The following is a 15,506-nucleotide window of genomic DNA, read 5'->3' on the forward strand; positions in this document are numbered from 1 at the left end:
GAGATTCGGTTCAACCGTCACCATGTGAGCGGATTCAGAGATTTGCGAATTGATGTCTGGAAATCATTGAGCCGAGAATATTGGCCCGGCCCATCAATGGTGCTATAAAAAAGTAGGCAATCGCACCGTTCCCGCGCAATATTCTAAGTCGATGACCCCGGTGCGGTGATCACCGATAACAAGGCCGGTCCGTGCATAGTGACTCTGCTGGCCATTTCACGTGGAAGGTGTGAGGCGGCGGTGGAGGCGGGTGAGTCGTGTGGTCCAACTCCCACTGGGTGTACTGCCGTTGAGCCAGGCATCGGCGCGGACGATGTTCTGGGCGAGGGCGGTCAGGATGTGCTGGAGGTGGGTTCGCTCCAGCCCTCGGTAGCGGGCGTGGTGGATGTCGCTGCGCCGGGATGCCTGGGCGATGGTGCCCTCGGCTCCGGAGCGTTGGGCGTAGAGGTGTTTCCACTCGGCGATGGCCTGCTGGGCGCGGATGCGCTGCTGGGCCTCGTATGCGGTGCGCGGTCGGAAGGTCAGGCAGCGGCCGGAGGTGCCCGAGCGGGTGCACCGCAACCGGTCAGGGCAGCGGAAGCAGCCGACGGGCGGGAAGGTGACGCGGATGATGGGGACTTGGTCCCGGCTGACGCCGTGCCTCCATGCGCAGGAGGTCTTCCCCTGGGGGCAGGTGACCTGCTGTGCGTCCCAGTCGATGGTGAAGTGGGTGAGGTCGTAGGTGTCCGGGGTGCGGGCCTGCCAGCCCGAGTCGGGCGGCAGTGGGCCGATCAGATCGATACCGTGCTCGGCTGCCGTAAGGATGTGGCCGACGCTGGTGTAGCCCGCGTCGACGAGGGCCAGTCCTTCCTGGCCGAGGTCATCGTGCCGGCTGGTGACGGTTTCCACGTCGGCCAGCGACGCCTCAGTGCTCGCGACGTGGACGATGATCTGCGGACTCCCCGGGGTGCAGACCTCGGTGAGATGTGCTTTGTAGCCGAGCCACCCGTGCCCGCGCTTGTGTCCGTACCGTGCCTGGGTGTCATACGGGCTGCAGATGCGCACGGCACCGGGAGGCTCGTCATCCTTCACGCGGCGCTGGACGGTGGTGCCATTGCGCAAGAACCGCTGCACCCATACCTGGCGCAGCACGTCCACCGCGGGCACTTGCCGCAGTCAGTGCGGCGCTGTCGGGGACCAGGTGGCCTCCATCAACCGGTACCCGTCCCTGCCGGCCTGCAAGGACAGCTCCTCGCGCGCCGAAGCAGCACGGGGCAGACGGTAGTCGGAAGCCCGCTGTCCGTACCGTTCCCACCAGCCAGTCGGGGGCGGCGACAGCCAGGGCTTCGAGCGCCGCCCGCATCGTCTCCAGGACGAGTTCGAGGTTGCCGAGGGCCCGTACGGCCGCGAGCACGTGGGTGGAGTCGGTCCGCTGACGGCCACCTCCAGCCAACAGACGCCGCTCCCGCAGCACTTCCAGTACCCGTCCCAGCAGTTGTTCGGGTCCGTTCCCTGCGACCAGCCGAGTCCGGAACTCGCTGAGCACCTAGGCATCGAAACCCGGATCGGTCAGCTCCAGCGACAGGTAGTACTTCCAGTTCAGCCTCCCGCGAACCGCGTCCGCGGCCTGACGGTCACTCAACCCCTCGGCGTACTGCAGCACCGTGACCATCGCGAGCCTCGCGGGTGACAGGGCTGGATGCCCGCGCACCGCGAACAGATCGGTGAACTGGGCGTCCTCGAACACCTCGCCCAGCGCGTCACGGATCCGGATGGCCAGCGCCCCCTTCGGGAACGCGGCACGCGCCACCTGCACCGTCTGCACCGCAATCTCGTACGACTTCCTCCGCCACATCGACATCGCGGATCACCGCTCCCGGCTCCCCGCGAAACCACGCTTCACGAAGAGGATCCCACCTCGACGAGATCCAGAACCCACCACGTGAAATGGCCAGCAGAGTCATTGCGCTGCCTCACCCTGCTGGTCGACCCCTCCGCCCAGATCCATGCCACCACCGGCATCCCCCCAGCCTCGACATCCCCGCCCGTTTCACCCAGGGCCCCCTCAGCACCTTCGAACTTTTCTTCCGCGTCGGGCCGTTGCTGACCACTACCCGCACCACCGCTGGCAACGGCAGCCCTGGCACGCTGCTCGCCGCGCCCTGCCACGCCCGTCCCGGCGAGCCAGCACCTGGACCTGGCACGAACACGACCGCACCGGCACAGACACCCCGCTCACAATCACCTCCGCTGACCCCCGCCCCCACCTCCCTGCCGACCCGCCCATCGCCCGCGTCGGCCTCCTCAAGCTCACTGCCACTCCCACCACCCAGACCACAGACGACGACAGCACCTCCTGACCCTCACCCACCCAACCACTCTGGCCCTCACCTCTCGGAGAATCTCCATGACCACCCCCGCACTGCCACAGGCCCTCACCACAGCAGTCCTGACCAACCCTGCCCCTCTCGCCGTCGACCAGCCAGCCCAGCTGGATGTCATCTTTTCCAACCGCGGCCAGCAGGACGTGTACTGCGACCAGATCATCGTGACCCTGCCCGTCGGCCACCTCGCCCAAGACCTCATCCACACCCACGAACACATCCACACCACCGCCCACGACACCTCCGGCACCTGGACCTTCACCCAAGTCCAGGACGGCGCCATCGAAGGCCTGCCCCCCGACGAAGAACACCGCTTCGCAGGCAAAGCCACCCCCGCAGCCGGAAGCGAAAAGACCATCGCCGCGGCAGGACTACGCCTCCACCTCGACAACCTCCAGATCAACAGCCAGATCGGATCGGCCACCGTCGGAGTCCACGCACACATCCGCCGCCTCGGCGACGAAACCTGGTCCTGGGAACACAACCACCACCGCCTCGACAAATACCCCGCACGCCCCGACCTCGTCCCCGTCGCCAACCTCCGCATCATCGAAGGCGGACCCGACAGCACAAACGACGTCATCACCCAGATCGACAGGGGAAAGAAAATTACTCTCAGATGGGATGGGCCCGACACCGCCTACACCCTCCACAGCACCGTCCTGGAAAACGGAAAAGCGGAAATCGCGAAAGGTAAACGTCACTACACCGTCGAAGCCGGGCTGGTCAAACGCGACACCACCTTTATCCTTCAGGCCACAAGACAGGACGACGGTCACCAAAAAGACGCCTACCTCACCACCACCATCGGTGTCACCTCACCAAAATTCAACGGCACGATCGTGGCGCGAGACATTGCCGCAGAAGAAAAACTTATCGTCGGGTCAGAAAACTTCGACGGGATGGAGAAGGGTGACACCTGGGTCGGCGGGACCAGTACATTCAGAAATGGCATCCAGGGAGAAAAGGAGGAACTCACAGTAAAAGGAAAACTGAAGGCAGCCGGAAACATTGAAGCAGGCAATGTCGCCGTCACTGAAAAACTCGTGGTCGGATCAACAGACTTCGGTGACATGAAGAAAGGTGATATTCAAATCCACAATGCATTACGAGGCGGTAAGGAAGTGCTCACACTCGACAATAACGTCCGAATCACAGGAAAGGCGACAGTCGACAAGACGTTGGCCGTCAAGGGAACAATACTCGGAAAACCCGATATAGAATGGCCTAGGCTCGAAGAAATGCCATGGGAAAGAGTGGCACCCAGCAATGGCATCCTAATAGTGACAATGCGGGTAGAAAGTGCTCATCGTACGCGCAATGTTCACATTGACGCCAAGGTGGGAAATAACTGGGAGTACATGGGCAGCGCAGTGGTCGACTACGGAGATTCACCCGACACTTGGGGCGGCTCGGCCGTCGTCCCTCTCAACAAAGATCAAGGATATCGCGTGCGCAACATCGACCCCATCAAAAGCAATGGCGCGGACCATCTTTCAGTATGCTTCATTCCAATTCTCTCCGAAGAGAGCAGTTCGGAAATCGAGTAGTTCACTGCCGGACACCGCGACACATCGAGCCGGATGGCGCGGCCGCCTACCTACACCACCCCTGATCGGCGAATGATACATAGGCAACCCTCCGATTCTGATTGGATAACTAAATACACACTGTGACCACCGTCGAGAATTCCCGACAGAATCAGACCAGCAGAGGCCTCTCAGAAAACGTCAAATGTGAGGTTTTCACGCTAGAGTCATTCAATTATTCTATGCTGTAAAAGTCGCACTGCCCCTCAAGGAGGAGAATATGCCAAGGGCACAGGATGTCATTTCTGTTGCATCCGCAGAGGTCGGATATCGTGAGGGTCACAGTAATGGCCACTGGAATAATCAGCAGAAGTTCAGTCCCACGGTTCCTGGTCTTGAGTGGTCCCAGGGGCAGGCGTGGTGTCATACGTTTGTTTCCTGGGTTTTCCGGCAGGCGCGGATACCGGGTCTGGCGCCAGTGACCGCCTCGTGCGCGACCGGCGTCGAATGGTTCAAAAGCCGGAATGCTTTCTCCGCATACCCTGCGACGGGAGCCGTCGTGTACTTCGGCTCCGGAGGCGGCAGTCACGTGGGAATTGTCGAGCGCTACGACAGCACCCACGTGTACACGATCGAAGGCAACACAAACGAGAGTGGTTCTGCCGAGGGGGACGGTGTGTACCGGAAGCAGCGGCTGCGCCGGGACCCCTACGTCTATGGCTACGGATATCCGGCGTACGCGGAGGGCATCGACTCTGCGGACCCGGCCTGGGGCCGGAGCCACCCGAAGCCCGTACCGGAGCCAGAGGATGATCTGCCGTGGGTGTCCTTCCAGCAGATCTACTGGGCAGCCACCCACACGGTGGAGGAACAGCGTGGTCTGGCGGTGCCCGATACCCCGCGCGACGATGTGGAGAAGGCCCAGGCCGCGTTACAGAAGAAGGCGGGGCTGAGCGGTCACCAGGTGGGGTTATGGGATGCAGCAACCAGGGATGCCTACCGCAGGTGGCAGGAGACCCTGTACGGTCCGGGCCCGGATTCCGACGGGCTCCCGGGCAGGAGCTCCCTCGTGCTGCTGGGCCGGCAGACAGCCACGTTCCGGGCCCGGGATTTCGACACTCCCTACCGGCCCGACCCGCCCCCGCCATCGCCCCCGGTGGCGGACGCAGTCTCCTTAGCCGAGCTGCGGCCTGGCCAGGCGAACAACAGTGTCCGGGTCCTGCAGCGGGCCCTCAGCAAGGAGGTTCCCACCAAGTTCCCAGCGGCATTGCTGGAATCGGCGGAGTACGGCAGGTACGGGGAGAAGACCCGGGAGGCCGTCGCCCAGGTACAGAGCAACCTCGGCTACAGCGGCAGCGACGCCGACGGCGCCATCGGCGTCAAGACCCTGCGCTCCCTCGCCCAGAAGTACGGATTCCGCATCCAGGACGACCGTCAGGACAGCGGCTCGGGGGCCGAGGGGCGGGGCAGGCTCCAGCTCTCCGACGTCGCCTACAACGACCCCGGGGACGCCAGCGGCGATACCGCGATGCGCGCCTACGCCCAGCGGGCATGCGAGCTGACCGGCATGGACCCCCAGTACGGGGTGCCGGCACTCACCACCATCGCGGGACGTGAATCAGCCTTCAACCACCCCAAGTGGCGGGTGAACACGACCGATTCGAACGCCTGGGGTCCGCAGATGGCGGACGGGCACCCGCAGAACTGCTCGCGCGGAGCGACGCAGTGCATCCCCCCGACCTTCGCCGAGCACCACCAGCAGGGCACAGCACTGACCCCGTACGACGTCGTGGCGTGCATGTCCGCGACGATCAACTACGTCCGCAGCCGCTACGGAGTGAACCAGTCAGGGTCGAACTTCGCAGCCCGCGTCCAGCAGGCCGACCCGAACCGGCCTCCCCGAGGCTACTGACCAGCACCGGGGCTGGTGCACCGTCGCTGGTGCCCGGTATCCGCACTGGAAATGCGGGCCCGGGTGCCAGGATGGCCGCGTTTATCTGATGGCCCATCAGATGCTGCCCGCCTTCGCGCCGCGCCATTGCCGGCGACGCGTCGTCCGGACTCTCGTTCTGACAGAGACACCGGGCCGGGGCAGTGGGACCGAACAACCCATGCTGCGAAGTTCGCAAACCCACGTGACGGCCCCGGCCTGATCGCAAACGTCGCGGCGTTGGTGGGCAACTGCCCTGTTGCGCAGCCCCAGCAGATCTGCCATCCGGCTCCAGCGTCGGCCCCGGTGCAGTGCCGGACGACACGAACCTCACGGGCCCCATCCATCCCGCTGTGCGTCCTGCAGCGCCACGCGTTTCTCACACCGCCACGACGACGAGTTTCAGATATGGGGATCAAGCATGCGTGCTCATCTAAATTTTCCGAATCTTGCGGCTCTTGGCTTCGGAATCAGCAGTCTGGGAAATGCCGTCTACGAGGACGAGACCGACCACAGGATCATCCTTCCGGGGTCGTTTTCCTGGCTCCCTGATGTCTACGCCACACTCGGCTTCGTCATGAGCGCACTGTGCCTGGCAGCTATCTTCACCGGGAAGAGCCGCCTCGGACTGCTATTGGTATCCGGCTACTTCATGATGGCTGCCGCGGTCTCCGCATTCCATGCAGAGAACACATCGCTGCATCGCATAGCCGACCTCTTCATCTACGTCGGCCTCTCGGTCGCATCCGGGGCGTGCTGGCTGGCCACCCGGGGAGCAAAACAATGAACGAAACCTGGATGCAGATACTCTCTCCGGTCATCGGTGTGCTCACCATCACCCTGCTCCGGATGGTGAACAAATACCTCCCTGAGACCACCGAGTCCAACCCTTCCGGGCCCCGCCCTCAGAAGGAACCGCCAGACAATGAACCGTCTTCCTGACCAGCAAAAGCGTGGTGAGCCCGAGGAGGATTCGCGATGATCACTAATCCTGCCCAGTTCCGCTCCGATCACGGCGACTGCGCGACCTGGAGTGCCGGTGACTTTGAGCTCTATGAGCATCTGGTGGAAGTCTCACAGCCAGTTTTTGCGCAGGCTCTTCGTGAAGACCTGATCATCGCCGGTAGGCATGCCGAGGGAGACCAGGTTGTCGTTGACATCGTCCCGGGCCCAGCGGCGCACCAGGCCGACACCGGTGTCCCCGGCCCCAGCCTTCTGCACGGCGTGGAACTGAGGCCTGAATCCGGGCGACCCGCTGAGGTGGGCTGTGTGCGACGGCCGCCAGAGTGAAGAAAACAGGAGGCTCTGGTCCTCCCTGACAAAAGGATGGTGCCCGAACCATGCACGTGTCCGAACTGCAACGCCGAGCCGGACAGCCCTCGTTCGAGCTGTCCGCGCAGGACCTGGGGCTCGACGGAGCCGAGCGCTACTTCTCCGAGTACGTCGGCGCTCGCCTGGTCGTTGAGAACCCCGAGTTCGATTCTCAGGATCTAGTCCTGCGCGGACGGGTGACTTTGCCTGCCGTGGATGATGCACCGGTTCCCGTGGCCCTGCAGTTTTCCGCCGACCGCGAAAGTGCCACTGTCACGGGCATGGTCTTGACCGTTGACCTCCGCGATGGTCGGTCAGCACTCCGTTCCTGAAAATGAACCTGGACTTCCTTCCTCAACTCGGCTTCGGTGCGCCGCACCTGGTGCTGTCGCTGGTTCCTGACGCTGGGGGCACGATGACACAGTCCGCCGTGGCGGCCGCCTCCTTCACCGTCGGCCCGTCCCCGGCCATGGTCCTGGTCGAACACCGCCAGGCCGATGACACCCTTCTGCTCAACGCGGCTTTCCCCCAGGGCCTGAGCCTGGCATCACTGACCGCGCTGGCCGAGCTACCCGGCCTCCGCACCACCAGTATCCGCCGGTTCGACCTTCCACCCGACGTCCCCCGGGGGCTGGCCTCGCTGATGCTGCGTGGCCTGCAACTGGTGTGGTCTCAGGCCACTGCCTCGCTCTCCAGTGCCTGGGCCGAGATCGAAATCGCCCCTGCATGGCAGGTTGTTCCCGGCCAGGCCGCATTACGCCGCGTACGGGCGCGCTTCAGCCTTAACCGGCCTCCCGTCACCTCCGGCCACTGGCAGGTGCACACGGAACTGGCTGCCCGACTGGAAGCAGCGCAGATGGTCCTGGACGTCACAGTGAGTGTGCCCGAACTGGTCGCCACCGCCGCGGTGGACATCTCCCCCGCGCTGCTCGTCGGACATCTGGCCGGCGCGGACGTTGTGGCCCCAGACGGCAAGGTGCGGCTGTACGCACGCTGCGACATCCGCCGCCACACATTCATGCTCGCGTTCGCCCTGAGGGAAAACCACAAGGGGGAATACCCGCGCGCTTCCGATGTGGCCTACTGGATAAAACAGACAGCGTTTGAACGCCCGGATGGGGTGACGCTAAGAGCCGCCAAGCCGAACTCTGAAAACTGGTCTACGGCATTCAGTAAGAAAGACGTGGAGCAGCGTCAGAGTCAGCGGATAGAAAAGGGCGTTGGGCGAGGAATAGAGGGAGATCTGGCATTCGGAGCCGGTCTGATCGATGCCAAGTCGGTCGTGGAAAATGCTTGGAATGCTTGACGGCTGCTTGTCGATCCTTTCTGCATTGAGACGGAACTTCCGAGTTCCCTTCTCTCTGGTCAGGGGTGTTACAAAGTCAGGGCCATTGAGCCTTACAGGAGTCCGCTGTCCCGCCCAGCCACCCGGCCCGTCTCGCTACCAGGAGCGGGCCGCGATCATGCCCGCATCCCGCGGTCTGTTGCCCGGGTTGGAGCCGAGTTGCGAGGGTTGCCCGACCGGCGACGACCGCTAGCGCACGCCGCCGGCCAGCCCCTCGCCTTCGCCCCCGCGCGGGCTACGCGCGGCACTCAAGACGGGCGAGCAGCATCTGCCAGTGCGCGTGCTCGTGTTGAAGCACCCGCTGGTGGAGATTCGTGTCCCAGCGCCGCGTGATGGCATCGCGCAGGATCCGGGCGAGCGTGTGGTGACCGGCGGCCGCGCGCTGGGCCACGTCGCGCTTGCCGGGCAGGCAGTTGAAGCCGGAACCTAAGCAGACGGGAATCCCCAGGAGCCGGCCACGATCTGCGGCACCATACCCGCTGTCTCACAGACGATCTCGACGCGTTCCGCCTGGCCGCTCTGCCCGTCCAGGCGGAGGCTGCGCGCTGCGGCGATCACCCCGTTCCTCAAAGTCTTCTGGGCCTTCGAAGACCAACGACAGGGCGGCGACCTCGCTGTCGTCACGGATCGCGTCCCAAGGGATACGGCCGGAGCGGCGCCCCATCCCGATGACTTCGACCAGGCGCTTGTACGTGCGTTCCGCCTTCACCAGAACCCCGTCCGACACAGCGCTTACCAGATGTGGCGGATCGTCAGGGGCAGTTGCTGCTCATAACGGGCAAGCACCGAGCCGATCGCACCCAGCCGATCGAGGGCGGCGAGCCGCTGCCTCCATCCGGGCTGGTAGCCCTCCAATACCGTCTTCGTAGCCCCGCAACGGGGCTACCGGCCTTCGGACACCGAACGGCGGACGACGTTCAGGTCCCGGGTGAACGAGGTCCGTGTCGCTCCGCACTGCGCGGTGCGGGCGGCCTCGGCGAGCAGGTCCCGAGTGGCGTGGTGGACGATCAGGTGGGCGAAGATCTCTTTGCCGAATACCGTCCGGCGTCTGTGAGCGGAGAACGGGTCTGTCGCGCTGGTGGGTTTTGATCTCGTCAAAGACGAGCTCGATCTCCCAGCGTCGTGCGTACAGTTCGGCAGCTCGGTGGCCGGGCACCTCTCGTGGTCCATCAGACTGGTGATCAGCCGAATCACCTCGGTCTGGCCATCGATGCGGTACTCGACCACCCGCACCACGGCTGGCGGGGCTTTGACGGTCCCGGTCGCTTTGCTGTGCTTGTTCGCCTGGATTCGGGCCAGGTAGCTGTCCGCCAGGACGTCTTCGACCCTGCAGGCCAGGCCCCAGAAACCGCGATCGGCGAGCAGTAGCGTGCCGCCGCTGACATGCCGCTCCAGCTCATCGGACACGATCGCTCCGAGTCCTGCCCGGTCGATACCTCACACTCTGCGTTCGGTCGAGCTGGACGACGACAGCGTCGCCGAGCTGGAAATGCTCGTCGGCTTCGACGACGACCTCCTCTCGGAGGCGAACCGGCTCTCCAACCGGCTTCGCGGCCTGTTCACACAGGTCCACCCGCATCTGGAACGGATCTCGGCCCGCGCATGCAGCACCCGGCCGTCCTGGCCCTGCTGGAACAGTTCGGGTCGCCCGCCCAGCTCCGCCGAGCCGGACGCCGCAGGCTCACCAACCTGATGCGGCCCAAGGCCCCGCGGACGGCGGCCAGCTGACCGAGGACGGCGCGCTTCGCGTCTACGACGCCTGGCCAGGCGTGCCCCCGATCAGATCTGAGATGCGAGTGTGGGGTGTGGCGGCCGTCAGCGGCCGCTCACCACCGGGGCAGCTGCGAACCGCAGGCGTCGAGCCGGTCGGTTCTGTTCAGGGGCCGCTTCCCCTGGGCGATCTAGCGAAAGTCGTCCGAGACGCGCGATTTGAACGTCAAGCACGCAGTGCCCGACGGGACGTTATGGCGCAGCGACACTGTCACCAGCTGCCCCGGCGCGAAGACTTCGGGAAGCCCGTCTGTCCCGGCGCGCGAGGCCTGCAAGTTGAAGGCGGCCATGCAGCGGTCGCCGTCCGGTCCCTAGCCAGCCAAAACCTCCCCGCACACGGCCGCGTCTCGAGACTCGCGCCCGGAGGAAATGGTTACACTCGTCAACACCCGCGCCTCTTGCGCCCGGGAGCCCACCACGATCGTGGCCGTCGCCACCGTGGACCGGGTCATCGGCCGTGCCGCCGAGACCCGCAGGTGCGCGTCGCCCATTACCTTCCTCGTAGAGCCCGGTTCGGGCTCTTGGCCTCCGGGGCCGGTATGACTTGTTGCCCCTGTCCTTGATGATCCGAGGGGTGCTGTCGCCGGTCCTGGCGCCGGTTGATCGCTGATGGAAGCGTGTCCGTCGAAAGGCAGGGCTGCGTCCTCCATCCCAGCAGCCCCACGGATCAGGATCCTCACGCCGTTCGTGACGGCGTGGAGCCCCGACGTCAGAAGCCGTTGCCTGTATGTGAGCGTTGAGTTTCCGCCGGTGAGGCATGGTGTCGATGCCGCGGTGGGAGAGTCCGGGCGATCAGTTCGGTCTCGACGATGCGGAGTTGTCCAGTGCCATCGGTGCTGGGGCTTCTGGAAGGGACGCTGTCCGAGCGCGGGCGGAGAAGCCTCGTGCCCAGGCAAAACGGATCGTGGCTGAACTTGTCCAGGCGGAAGCCGTGTTAGAGCGTCGGGTTTCGCGCGGGAAGAACTCGCCGAGGCCCGGGCCGCTTCACGCGATCAGGCGGAGGCTGCCGTGCCCGAGCCCCAGGAGGCGGCCAGGGCGGCCAAGAAGCCGCCGGTCGTAGGGTCTGTGGTGCTGCGGTGGTATCCCGACGCGACGCCGGAGGCGTTCGCGGTCGACTATCGGCAGATCCTCGCACTGGTTCAGGTGTACCCGGATGACGACGAGGGGATCTAACGAAACAGCTCGCCGCCCCCGTTGGAGTTGGAGCTGGTGCCAGCGAAGATCGAGTGAGTGCGGTCCAATGTGAGGCGGCTGGCCGAGCGGGGCTGGCTGACCGCGTCGCCAACGGGCCGGTTCACGCCGCGGCAGCCCACCGGCCCTGCTCGGCCCGTTGCCGGGAAGCAGTCCGGGCCACGCGGCGGCTGATCAGCATGGCCTGGGAGAAGTAGATGAACGTCTCGCTGGATGCCGGCAGGGTCGCGAAGTCGCGCACCAGACGGCGCGAGTTCATCAGCCACCCCAAGACTTCTGTCCGCACACCACCATCTCGGCAGCGTCACGACCCCCGACATGTCGTCCGAGCGTGTAACGATCGCGTGAGCTGCAGCTTCTCCTTCGCCCCGGCCACGAGCCGGTCCCGGTAGCCGCCGTCGGCCCACACCAGCGTGACCTTCCGGAACCTTGCGCACAGGCCGGGAAGCATCATGCGGGCGGCCTGCCGGTCGGTGACGTTCCCGGCCGTCACCAACACCAAGCCGCAGGCCCAGGCAGTCCGTGATGACGTGCCGTCGCCTGCCGTTGATCTTGCCGCCGTCGCAGCCCCGTGAGCCCGCGGGCACCGAAGCGGCTCCTTGACGGACTGCGAGTCGATGACCGCCGCCGTCGGCTCCACCGCCCGCCCCTTCCCCTGAAATGCAGCGCCCGCAATGCAGTTTTGAGCGACTTCGGCGTCTCGAGCGTTAGGAAACTCTATGCCACTCCTCATCTCCGACCTCAAGACACTACTCACATTCGGCTCCGAACTCAATATATCTCCGGACTATCTCAAACTGAAGAACGCAAGACCACTATTCCATCGATTTTTCAAAGATGGCCAGTTGCAGGTGAAAGATAGATCTGCCGACGTTGAGGCGCTGGTAGTGGAGGGGAAAGTACCGATTAATGGGCAGGCTCCGTCCACCGCGCACGTTGTTTTTATCGCCGACGATGCGGGGAAATATCTCGTCGGCATCCGCGTCGACGTCACGCTTCTGCCCGAGGGAGCCACCTTGCCCTCCGAAATCTCCCACGTTCCTGCCGCGCTGGACCCGCTCGAGCGCGGCCCGCTGCACTTAGTATTCGGCATCGACCCCGATGGGTCCCCGAGGGTAGGGCTTGGCGCCGAACTGCTTTTCCCCGCCCAGGCAACCGAGCCTCATCCCTACATATGGGCATACCCTCCAGCAAAACAGACACAACCCTGGAATTTCTTTGGGTTCTTCAAGGATGTTTCACTCGACAGCATCGACCAGCTGAAGAAGATCTGCAGCGGGAACTTCGAGCTCCCGGACGGCGTGTCATCTAAGGGCTTGACGCTCAGTGCACTAGCCCTTGACGTCGTCCCTGGTCCCGGTATCGGTCCATCTGGCACCGGAGCTAAGAGCTCGCGGTGGCTGTCTCTCGGAGTAGGACTCAAACTGGCCGGGCAGTGGGATATCTGGCCAGGAGTCCTTCAAATCAAAGGACTGGACGGAAGTTTTACTGTAGGAGACCCCCGGGGCAAACCAACTATTTCTACGGTCATCGGAGGTCGTGTCCGCCTGACGGAAGCGATCGACGTCGACGTCACAGTGATGCTTCCGGAGAAATCACTTCAGGGCAGTCTGGCCGGAACCCTGAGAGTCGGAGCGCTCCTGGAGAAGATGTTCGGCAAAATTCCGCTTCTTGAAAATCTCACTGTGAGCCGTCTGGTCGTGGCCGCCGAGCTGGGAAGTGAACGCGGCTACTTCCTTGATCTCGATCTTGATCACCTGCCGATCACTGAGAGCTTGAAGCTTTCGAAGGTGGGCTTGCGGGTGGCGAAGGAGGGCGACAAAGTCGCCGCTACCATCAGCGCGGCCTGGCAAGTGGGAAAGACGGCCGTGACCGTGACCGGAACCTGGTCATCTGCAGACAGCTGGATCTTCACGGCAACATCGCCTGACCCCGGCATCACGCTTACCGACATGCTCTCTACGATGGCCCTCGACACCCCGGATACCCTGCGCGTGATATCTCCCCAGCTACTTGCGCTCAATCTCGTGTACCAGCCCACGAGGAAGGCCTTGACTATACAGTCGAAGACGGATCATGCCAGCCTCACATTCGCCTCCTTCCCGAAAATATAGATCGGGAATCATCAAGACGTTTTGACGTCGACCACGAAAGGATCAAGCGTGCCCACATTGACTTGTTACCGCGGAGAGAAGAAAGATAGATGGGGCCACCCGACCCTCCGGCTGTGCGACGGACTTACCGTGCGCGACCCGTTGCCGCCAGGCCCGACACCGAAGCCCAAACCAGGCGAGATAAGACAAGCCATTGTTTCCCGAGTATGGGGAGCCATAAAGGATGAAATTAACCGAGAAGGAGGACTTCCCAAGAAAAAGGTACAGGCTTTCGCACAGACACTGAGGGCATCGGGAAAAGTCTATGCGATCGCGACAGCGGCTACCGAAGAGGGAGCGTACAAGGACGACTTCAACTATGTGATCGAAATCCCCAATGCGCGAGCATTTCTCTGGGGAGCTAACCTGACCCTCGGCAAGGAAGTGGACTGGATAATAAACCCGGCCGGTGCGGACGCCGACTACATCGTCCTCGACGCCGACAGCTTCGAGGAAGCAACCGTCTTCGCCTTCGGGCACAAAACCGAAACACGCGAGGTCACCTTCTTCACTGACATTCCCGCCAACTGGATAAAGACAGTAAATGAAATACCGGCATCAGAATGGGAGAAAAAGAAGAAATCTGAATTCACTCCCGACGAGAGGAAACTGATGGGAAAACTGGTCCGCCCACCCTTCAAGTGGGTTCCATGAAAATTATTCTGGAATGTTGAACTATTTCGAACTCGAGTACTATGGCCGGAGACCTTGTCGCCTTGCCTCGGGGTTGTCGTCATGGGTGATGCATTCTCATCTGTCGACACCAGTCAGGAGCCTTTCCATCTATAGCTCTGGCAGGTGGGGGGGCTGCACGATCGGGTGACATCTGAACTGGCTTGCCCTGTGGGGTGGGTGGGAAGGATGTTGCTGTGCCCAAGCCTTATCCGGAGGAGTTCCGCGAGGATGTCGTGCGGGTCGCGAGGAATCGCGGTCCGGGCGTGACGGTCGAGCAGGTCGCCGCCGACTTCGGTGTCCACGCGATGACGCTGTGGAAATGGATGCGTCGCGCGGACATTGAGGAGGGGACGAAGCCTGGAACGACAGGCCAGGAGAGCACGGAGCTCCGGGAAGCACGTCGGCGGATCAAGCTGCTGGAGCAGGAGAACGAGGTCCTGCGCCGGGCCGCAGCCTACCTGTCGCAGGCGCATCTACCGGGAAAAGGATCTACCCGCTCGTGAAAGAGCTCGCCGTGGACGGGGTGCCCGTCGCGGTGACGTGCCGGGTCTTGAAGCTCGCCAGAGCGCCCTACTACCGCTGGCTCGACAAGCCGGTGGCTGATGCTGCGCTCGAGGAGGCGTACCGGGCGAACGCGTTGTTCGCCGCCCACCGTGACGACCCGGAGTTCGGCTACCGGTTCCTGGCCGACGAGGCTCGCAGCGCGGGAAGCGCCATGGCTGACCGGACTGCGTGGCGAATCTGTCGGGACAACCGCTGGTGGAGCGTGTTCGGAAAGAGACGCGGCAGGATCAAGAAGGCCGGACCGCCGGTGCATGACGATCTCGTCCGCCGTGACTTCACCGCGGCCGGACCGAACCGGCTGTGGCTCGCCGACATCACCGAACACGCCACCACCGAAGGGAAGTTGTACCTCTGCGCGATCAAGGACGTCTTCAGCAGGAGGATCGTGGGCTACTCCATCGACGCACGGATGAAGTCCCGCCTGGCCGTCGCAGCCCTGAACAACGCCGTGGCCCGACGTGATCACGTCACTGGGTGCATTCTGCACAGTGATCGCGGGTCGCAAGGCGGATTCAACTGGTCGTCGCAACACCTTGATTTCGGAGGTGTGCGACGTGGCCACGGCGGACTGGGCTCTGAAGACCAGCGATGTTCCCGAGGGGCGGCGTCGGCAGTGGCGTGCTGACCGTGCGTTGCGGCCGGCGATGCGTTCGCCGGGGCGGCCCGATCCGTGCG

General features: G+C 63.7%; 15 protein-coding genes and 3 pseudogenes. 13 read left to right on the forward strand and 5 right to left on the reverse strand.

Features of this window, described 5'->3' with window-relative positions; genetic code table 11:
• Window positions 1-216: 216 nt before the first annotated feature.
• Together BG418_RS39800 and BG418_RS39805 are read right to left on the reverse strand one after the other, a co-directional pair.
• A complete protein-coding gene (locus tag BG418_RS39800) occupies window positions 217-1,146 on the reverse strand; it encodes a transposase (protein ID WP_317453624.1) in 930 nt (309 codons plus the stop codon).
• Between the two features lie 379 nt (window positions 1,147-1,525).
• Window positions 1,526-1,840: a transposase gene (locus tag BG418_RS39805; RefSeq protein WP_223184723.1), complete on the reverse strand. Its 315-nt coding sequence runs from the start codon at window positions 1,838-1,840 to the stop codon at window positions 1,526-1,528.
• Window positions 1,841-2,386: 546 nt separating this feature from the next.
• On the opposite strand from BG418_RS39805, the gene BG418_RS12385 reads away from it, so the two are divergent.
• The 4 genes and pseudogenes from BG418_RS12385 to BG418_RS12395 all read left to right on the forward strand — a co-directional run bounded on the left by BG418_RS12385 (window position 2,387) and on the right by BG418_RS12395 (window position 6,609).
• A complete protein-coding gene (locus BG418_RS12385) occupies window positions 2,387-3,913 on the forward strand; it encodes a polymer-forming cytoskeletal protein (RefSeq protein ID WP_188273852.1) in 1,527 nt (508 codons plus the stop codon).
• Window positions 3,914-4,172: 259 nt separating this feature from the next.
• A pseudogene (locus BG418_RS40830) lies at window positions 4,173-4,523 on the forward strand (CHAP domain-containing protein); the annotation flags it as partial.
• A 45-nt stretch (window positions 4,524-4,568) separates the two neighbouring features.
• Entirely contained in the window at window positions 4,569-5,804 is a 1,236-nt protein-coding gene (locus BG418_RS12390; protein ID WP_317453628.1) for a hypothetical protein, read from the forward strand.
• Between the two features lie 439 nt (window positions 5,805-6,243).
• Complete coding sequence (locus BG418_RS12395) at window positions 6,244-6,609, forward strand: hypothetical protein (RefSeq protein WP_188273854.1); 366 nt, start codon at window positions 6,244-6,246, stop codon at window positions 6,607-6,609.
• A gap of 287 nt (window positions 6,610-6,896) precedes the next feature.
• On the opposite strand, the gene BG418_RS12400 is transcribed toward BG418_RS12395, so the two are convergent.
• Complete coding sequence (locus tag BG418_RS12400) at window positions 6,897-7,043, reverse strand: hypothetical protein (RefSeq protein WP_188273855.1); 147 nt, start codon at window positions 7,041-7,043, stop codon at window positions 6,897-6,899.
• A 119-nt stretch (window positions 7,044-7,162) separates the two neighbouring features.
• Here BG418_RS12400 and BG418_RS12405 point away from each other — a divergent pair, with 119 nt between their 5' ends.
• From BG418_RS12405 to BG418_RS12415, 3 genes are all read left to right on the forward strand, one after another.
• Complete coding sequence (locus BG418_RS12405) at window positions 7,163-7,465, forward strand: hypothetical protein (RefSeq protein WP_188273856.1); 303 nt, start codon at window positions 7,163-7,165, stop codon at window positions 7,463-7,465.
• 2 nt (window positions 7,466-7,467) lie between these two features.
• On the forward strand, window positions 7,468-8,439 hold the full coding sequence (locus BG418_RS12410; protein WP_188273857.1) for a hypothetical protein: 972 nt from the start codon (window positions 7,468-7,470) through the stop codon (window positions 8,437-8,439).
• A gap of 313 nt (window positions 8,440-8,752) precedes the next feature.
• Window positions 8,753-8,908 (forward strand): hypothetical protein, encoded by a 156-nt coding sequence (locus tag BG418_RS12415; protein WP_188273858.1) that lies wholly within the window; start codon window positions 8,753-8,755, stop codon window positions 8,906-8,908.
• Window positions 8,909-9,360: 452 nt separating this feature from the next.
• Here BG418_RS12415 and BG418_RS12420 read toward each other — a convergent pair whose 3' ends face one another.
• The gene (locus BG418_RS12420; RefSeq protein ID WP_223184724.1) at window positions 9,361-9,885 is read right to left on the reverse strand and encodes a hypothetical protein; all 525 of its coding nucleotides are present in this window, start codon (window positions 9,883-9,885) and stop codon (window positions 9,361-9,363) included.
• 16 nt (window positions 9,886-9,901) lie between these two features.
• On the opposite strand from BG418_RS12420, the pseudogene BG418_RS12425 reads away from it, so the two are divergent.
• Together BG418_RS12425 and BG418_RS12430 are read left to right on the forward strand one after the other, a co-directional pair.
• Window positions 9,902-10,197: pseudogene (locus BG418_RS12425) on the forward strand (transposase); the annotation flags it as partial.
• A gap of 1,059 nt (window positions 10,198-11,256) precedes the next feature.
• Window positions 11,257-11,421 (forward strand): hypothetical protein, encoded by a 165-nt coding sequence (locus tag BG418_RS12430; protein WP_188273859.1) that lies wholly within the window; start codon window positions 11,257-11,259, stop codon window positions 11,419-11,421.
• Window positions 11,422-11,542: 121 nt separating this feature from the next.
• Here the strand turns inward: BG418_RS12430 and BG418_RS12435 are convergent, their stop codons facing one another.
• Window positions 11,543-11,698 (reverse strand): hypothetical protein, encoded by a 156-nt coding sequence (locus tag BG418_RS12435; protein WP_188273860.1) that lies wholly within the window; start codon window positions 11,696-11,698, stop codon window positions 11,543-11,545.
• Window positions 11,699-12,158: 460 nt separating this feature from the next.
• Here BG418_RS12435 and BG418_RS12440 point away from each other — a divergent pair, with 460 nt between their 5' ends.
• From BG418_RS12440 to BG418_RS39815, 4 genes and pseudogenes are all read left to right on the forward strand, one after another.
• A complete protein-coding gene (locus BG418_RS12440) occupies window positions 12,159-13,553 on the forward strand; it encodes a hypothetical protein (protein ID WP_188273861.1) in 1,395 nt (464 codons plus the stop codon).
• Between the two features lie 48 nt (window positions 13,554-13,601).
• The gene (locus BG418_RS12445; RefSeq protein WP_188273862.1) at window positions 13,602-14,246 is read left to right on the forward strand and encodes a hypothetical protein; all 645 of its coding nucleotides are present in this window, start codon (window positions 13,602-13,604) and stop codon (window positions 14,244-14,246) included.
• 215 nt (window positions 14,247-14,461) lie between these two features.
• Window positions 14,462-14,770, forward strand: coding sequence for a transposase (locus tag BG418_RS39810; RefSeq protein WP_317453625.1), 309 nt, complete (start codon window positions 14,462-14,464; stop codon window positions 14,768-14,770).
• A gap of 212 nt (window positions 14,771-14,982) precedes the next feature.
• A pseudogene (locus tag BG418_RS39815) lies at window positions 14,983-15,327 on the forward strand (DDE-type integrase/transposase/recombinase); the annotation flags it as partial.
• Window positions 15,328-15,506 lie beyond the last annotated feature (179 nt).

The organism is Streptomyces sp. CBMA152, assembly GCF_014596475.1.
Taxonomy (GTDB): domain Bacteria; phylum Actinomycetota; class Actinomycetes; order Streptomycetales; family Streptomycetaceae; genus Streptomyces.

What these genes read in the sequence shown, in the direction of transcription:
- BG418_RS39805 (WP_223184723.1), bottom strand. Translation starts at nt 1,840, where the DNA reads ATGTCGATGTGGCGGAGGAAGTCGTACGAGATTGCGGTGCAGACGGTG.
- BG418_RS12385 (WP_188273852.1), top strand. Translation starts at nt 2,387, where the DNA reads ATGACCACCCCCGCACTGCCACAGGCCCTCACCACAGCAGTCCTGACC.
- BG418_RS12395 (WP_188273854.1), top strand. Translation starts at nt 6,244, where the DNA reads ATGCGTGCTCATCTAAATTTTCCGAATCTTGCGGCTCTTGGCTTCGGA.
- BG418_RS12405 (WP_188273856.1), top strand. Translation starts at nt 7,163, where the DNA reads ATGCACGTGTCCGAACTGCAACGCCGAGCCGGACAGCCCTCGTTCGAG.
- BG418_RS12410 (WP_188273857.1), top strand. Translation starts at nt 7,468, where the DNA reads ATGAACCTGGACTTCCTTCCTCAACTCGGCTTCGGTGCGCCGCACCTG.
- BG418_RS12435 (WP_188273860.1), bottom strand. Translation starts at nt 11,698, where the DNA reads ATGAACTCGCGCCGTCTGGTGCGCGACTTCGCGACCCTGCCGGCATCC.
- BG418_RS12440 (WP_188273861.1), top strand. Translation starts at nt 12,159, where the DNA reads ATGCCACTCCTCATCTCCGACCTCAAGACACTACTCACATTCGGCTCC.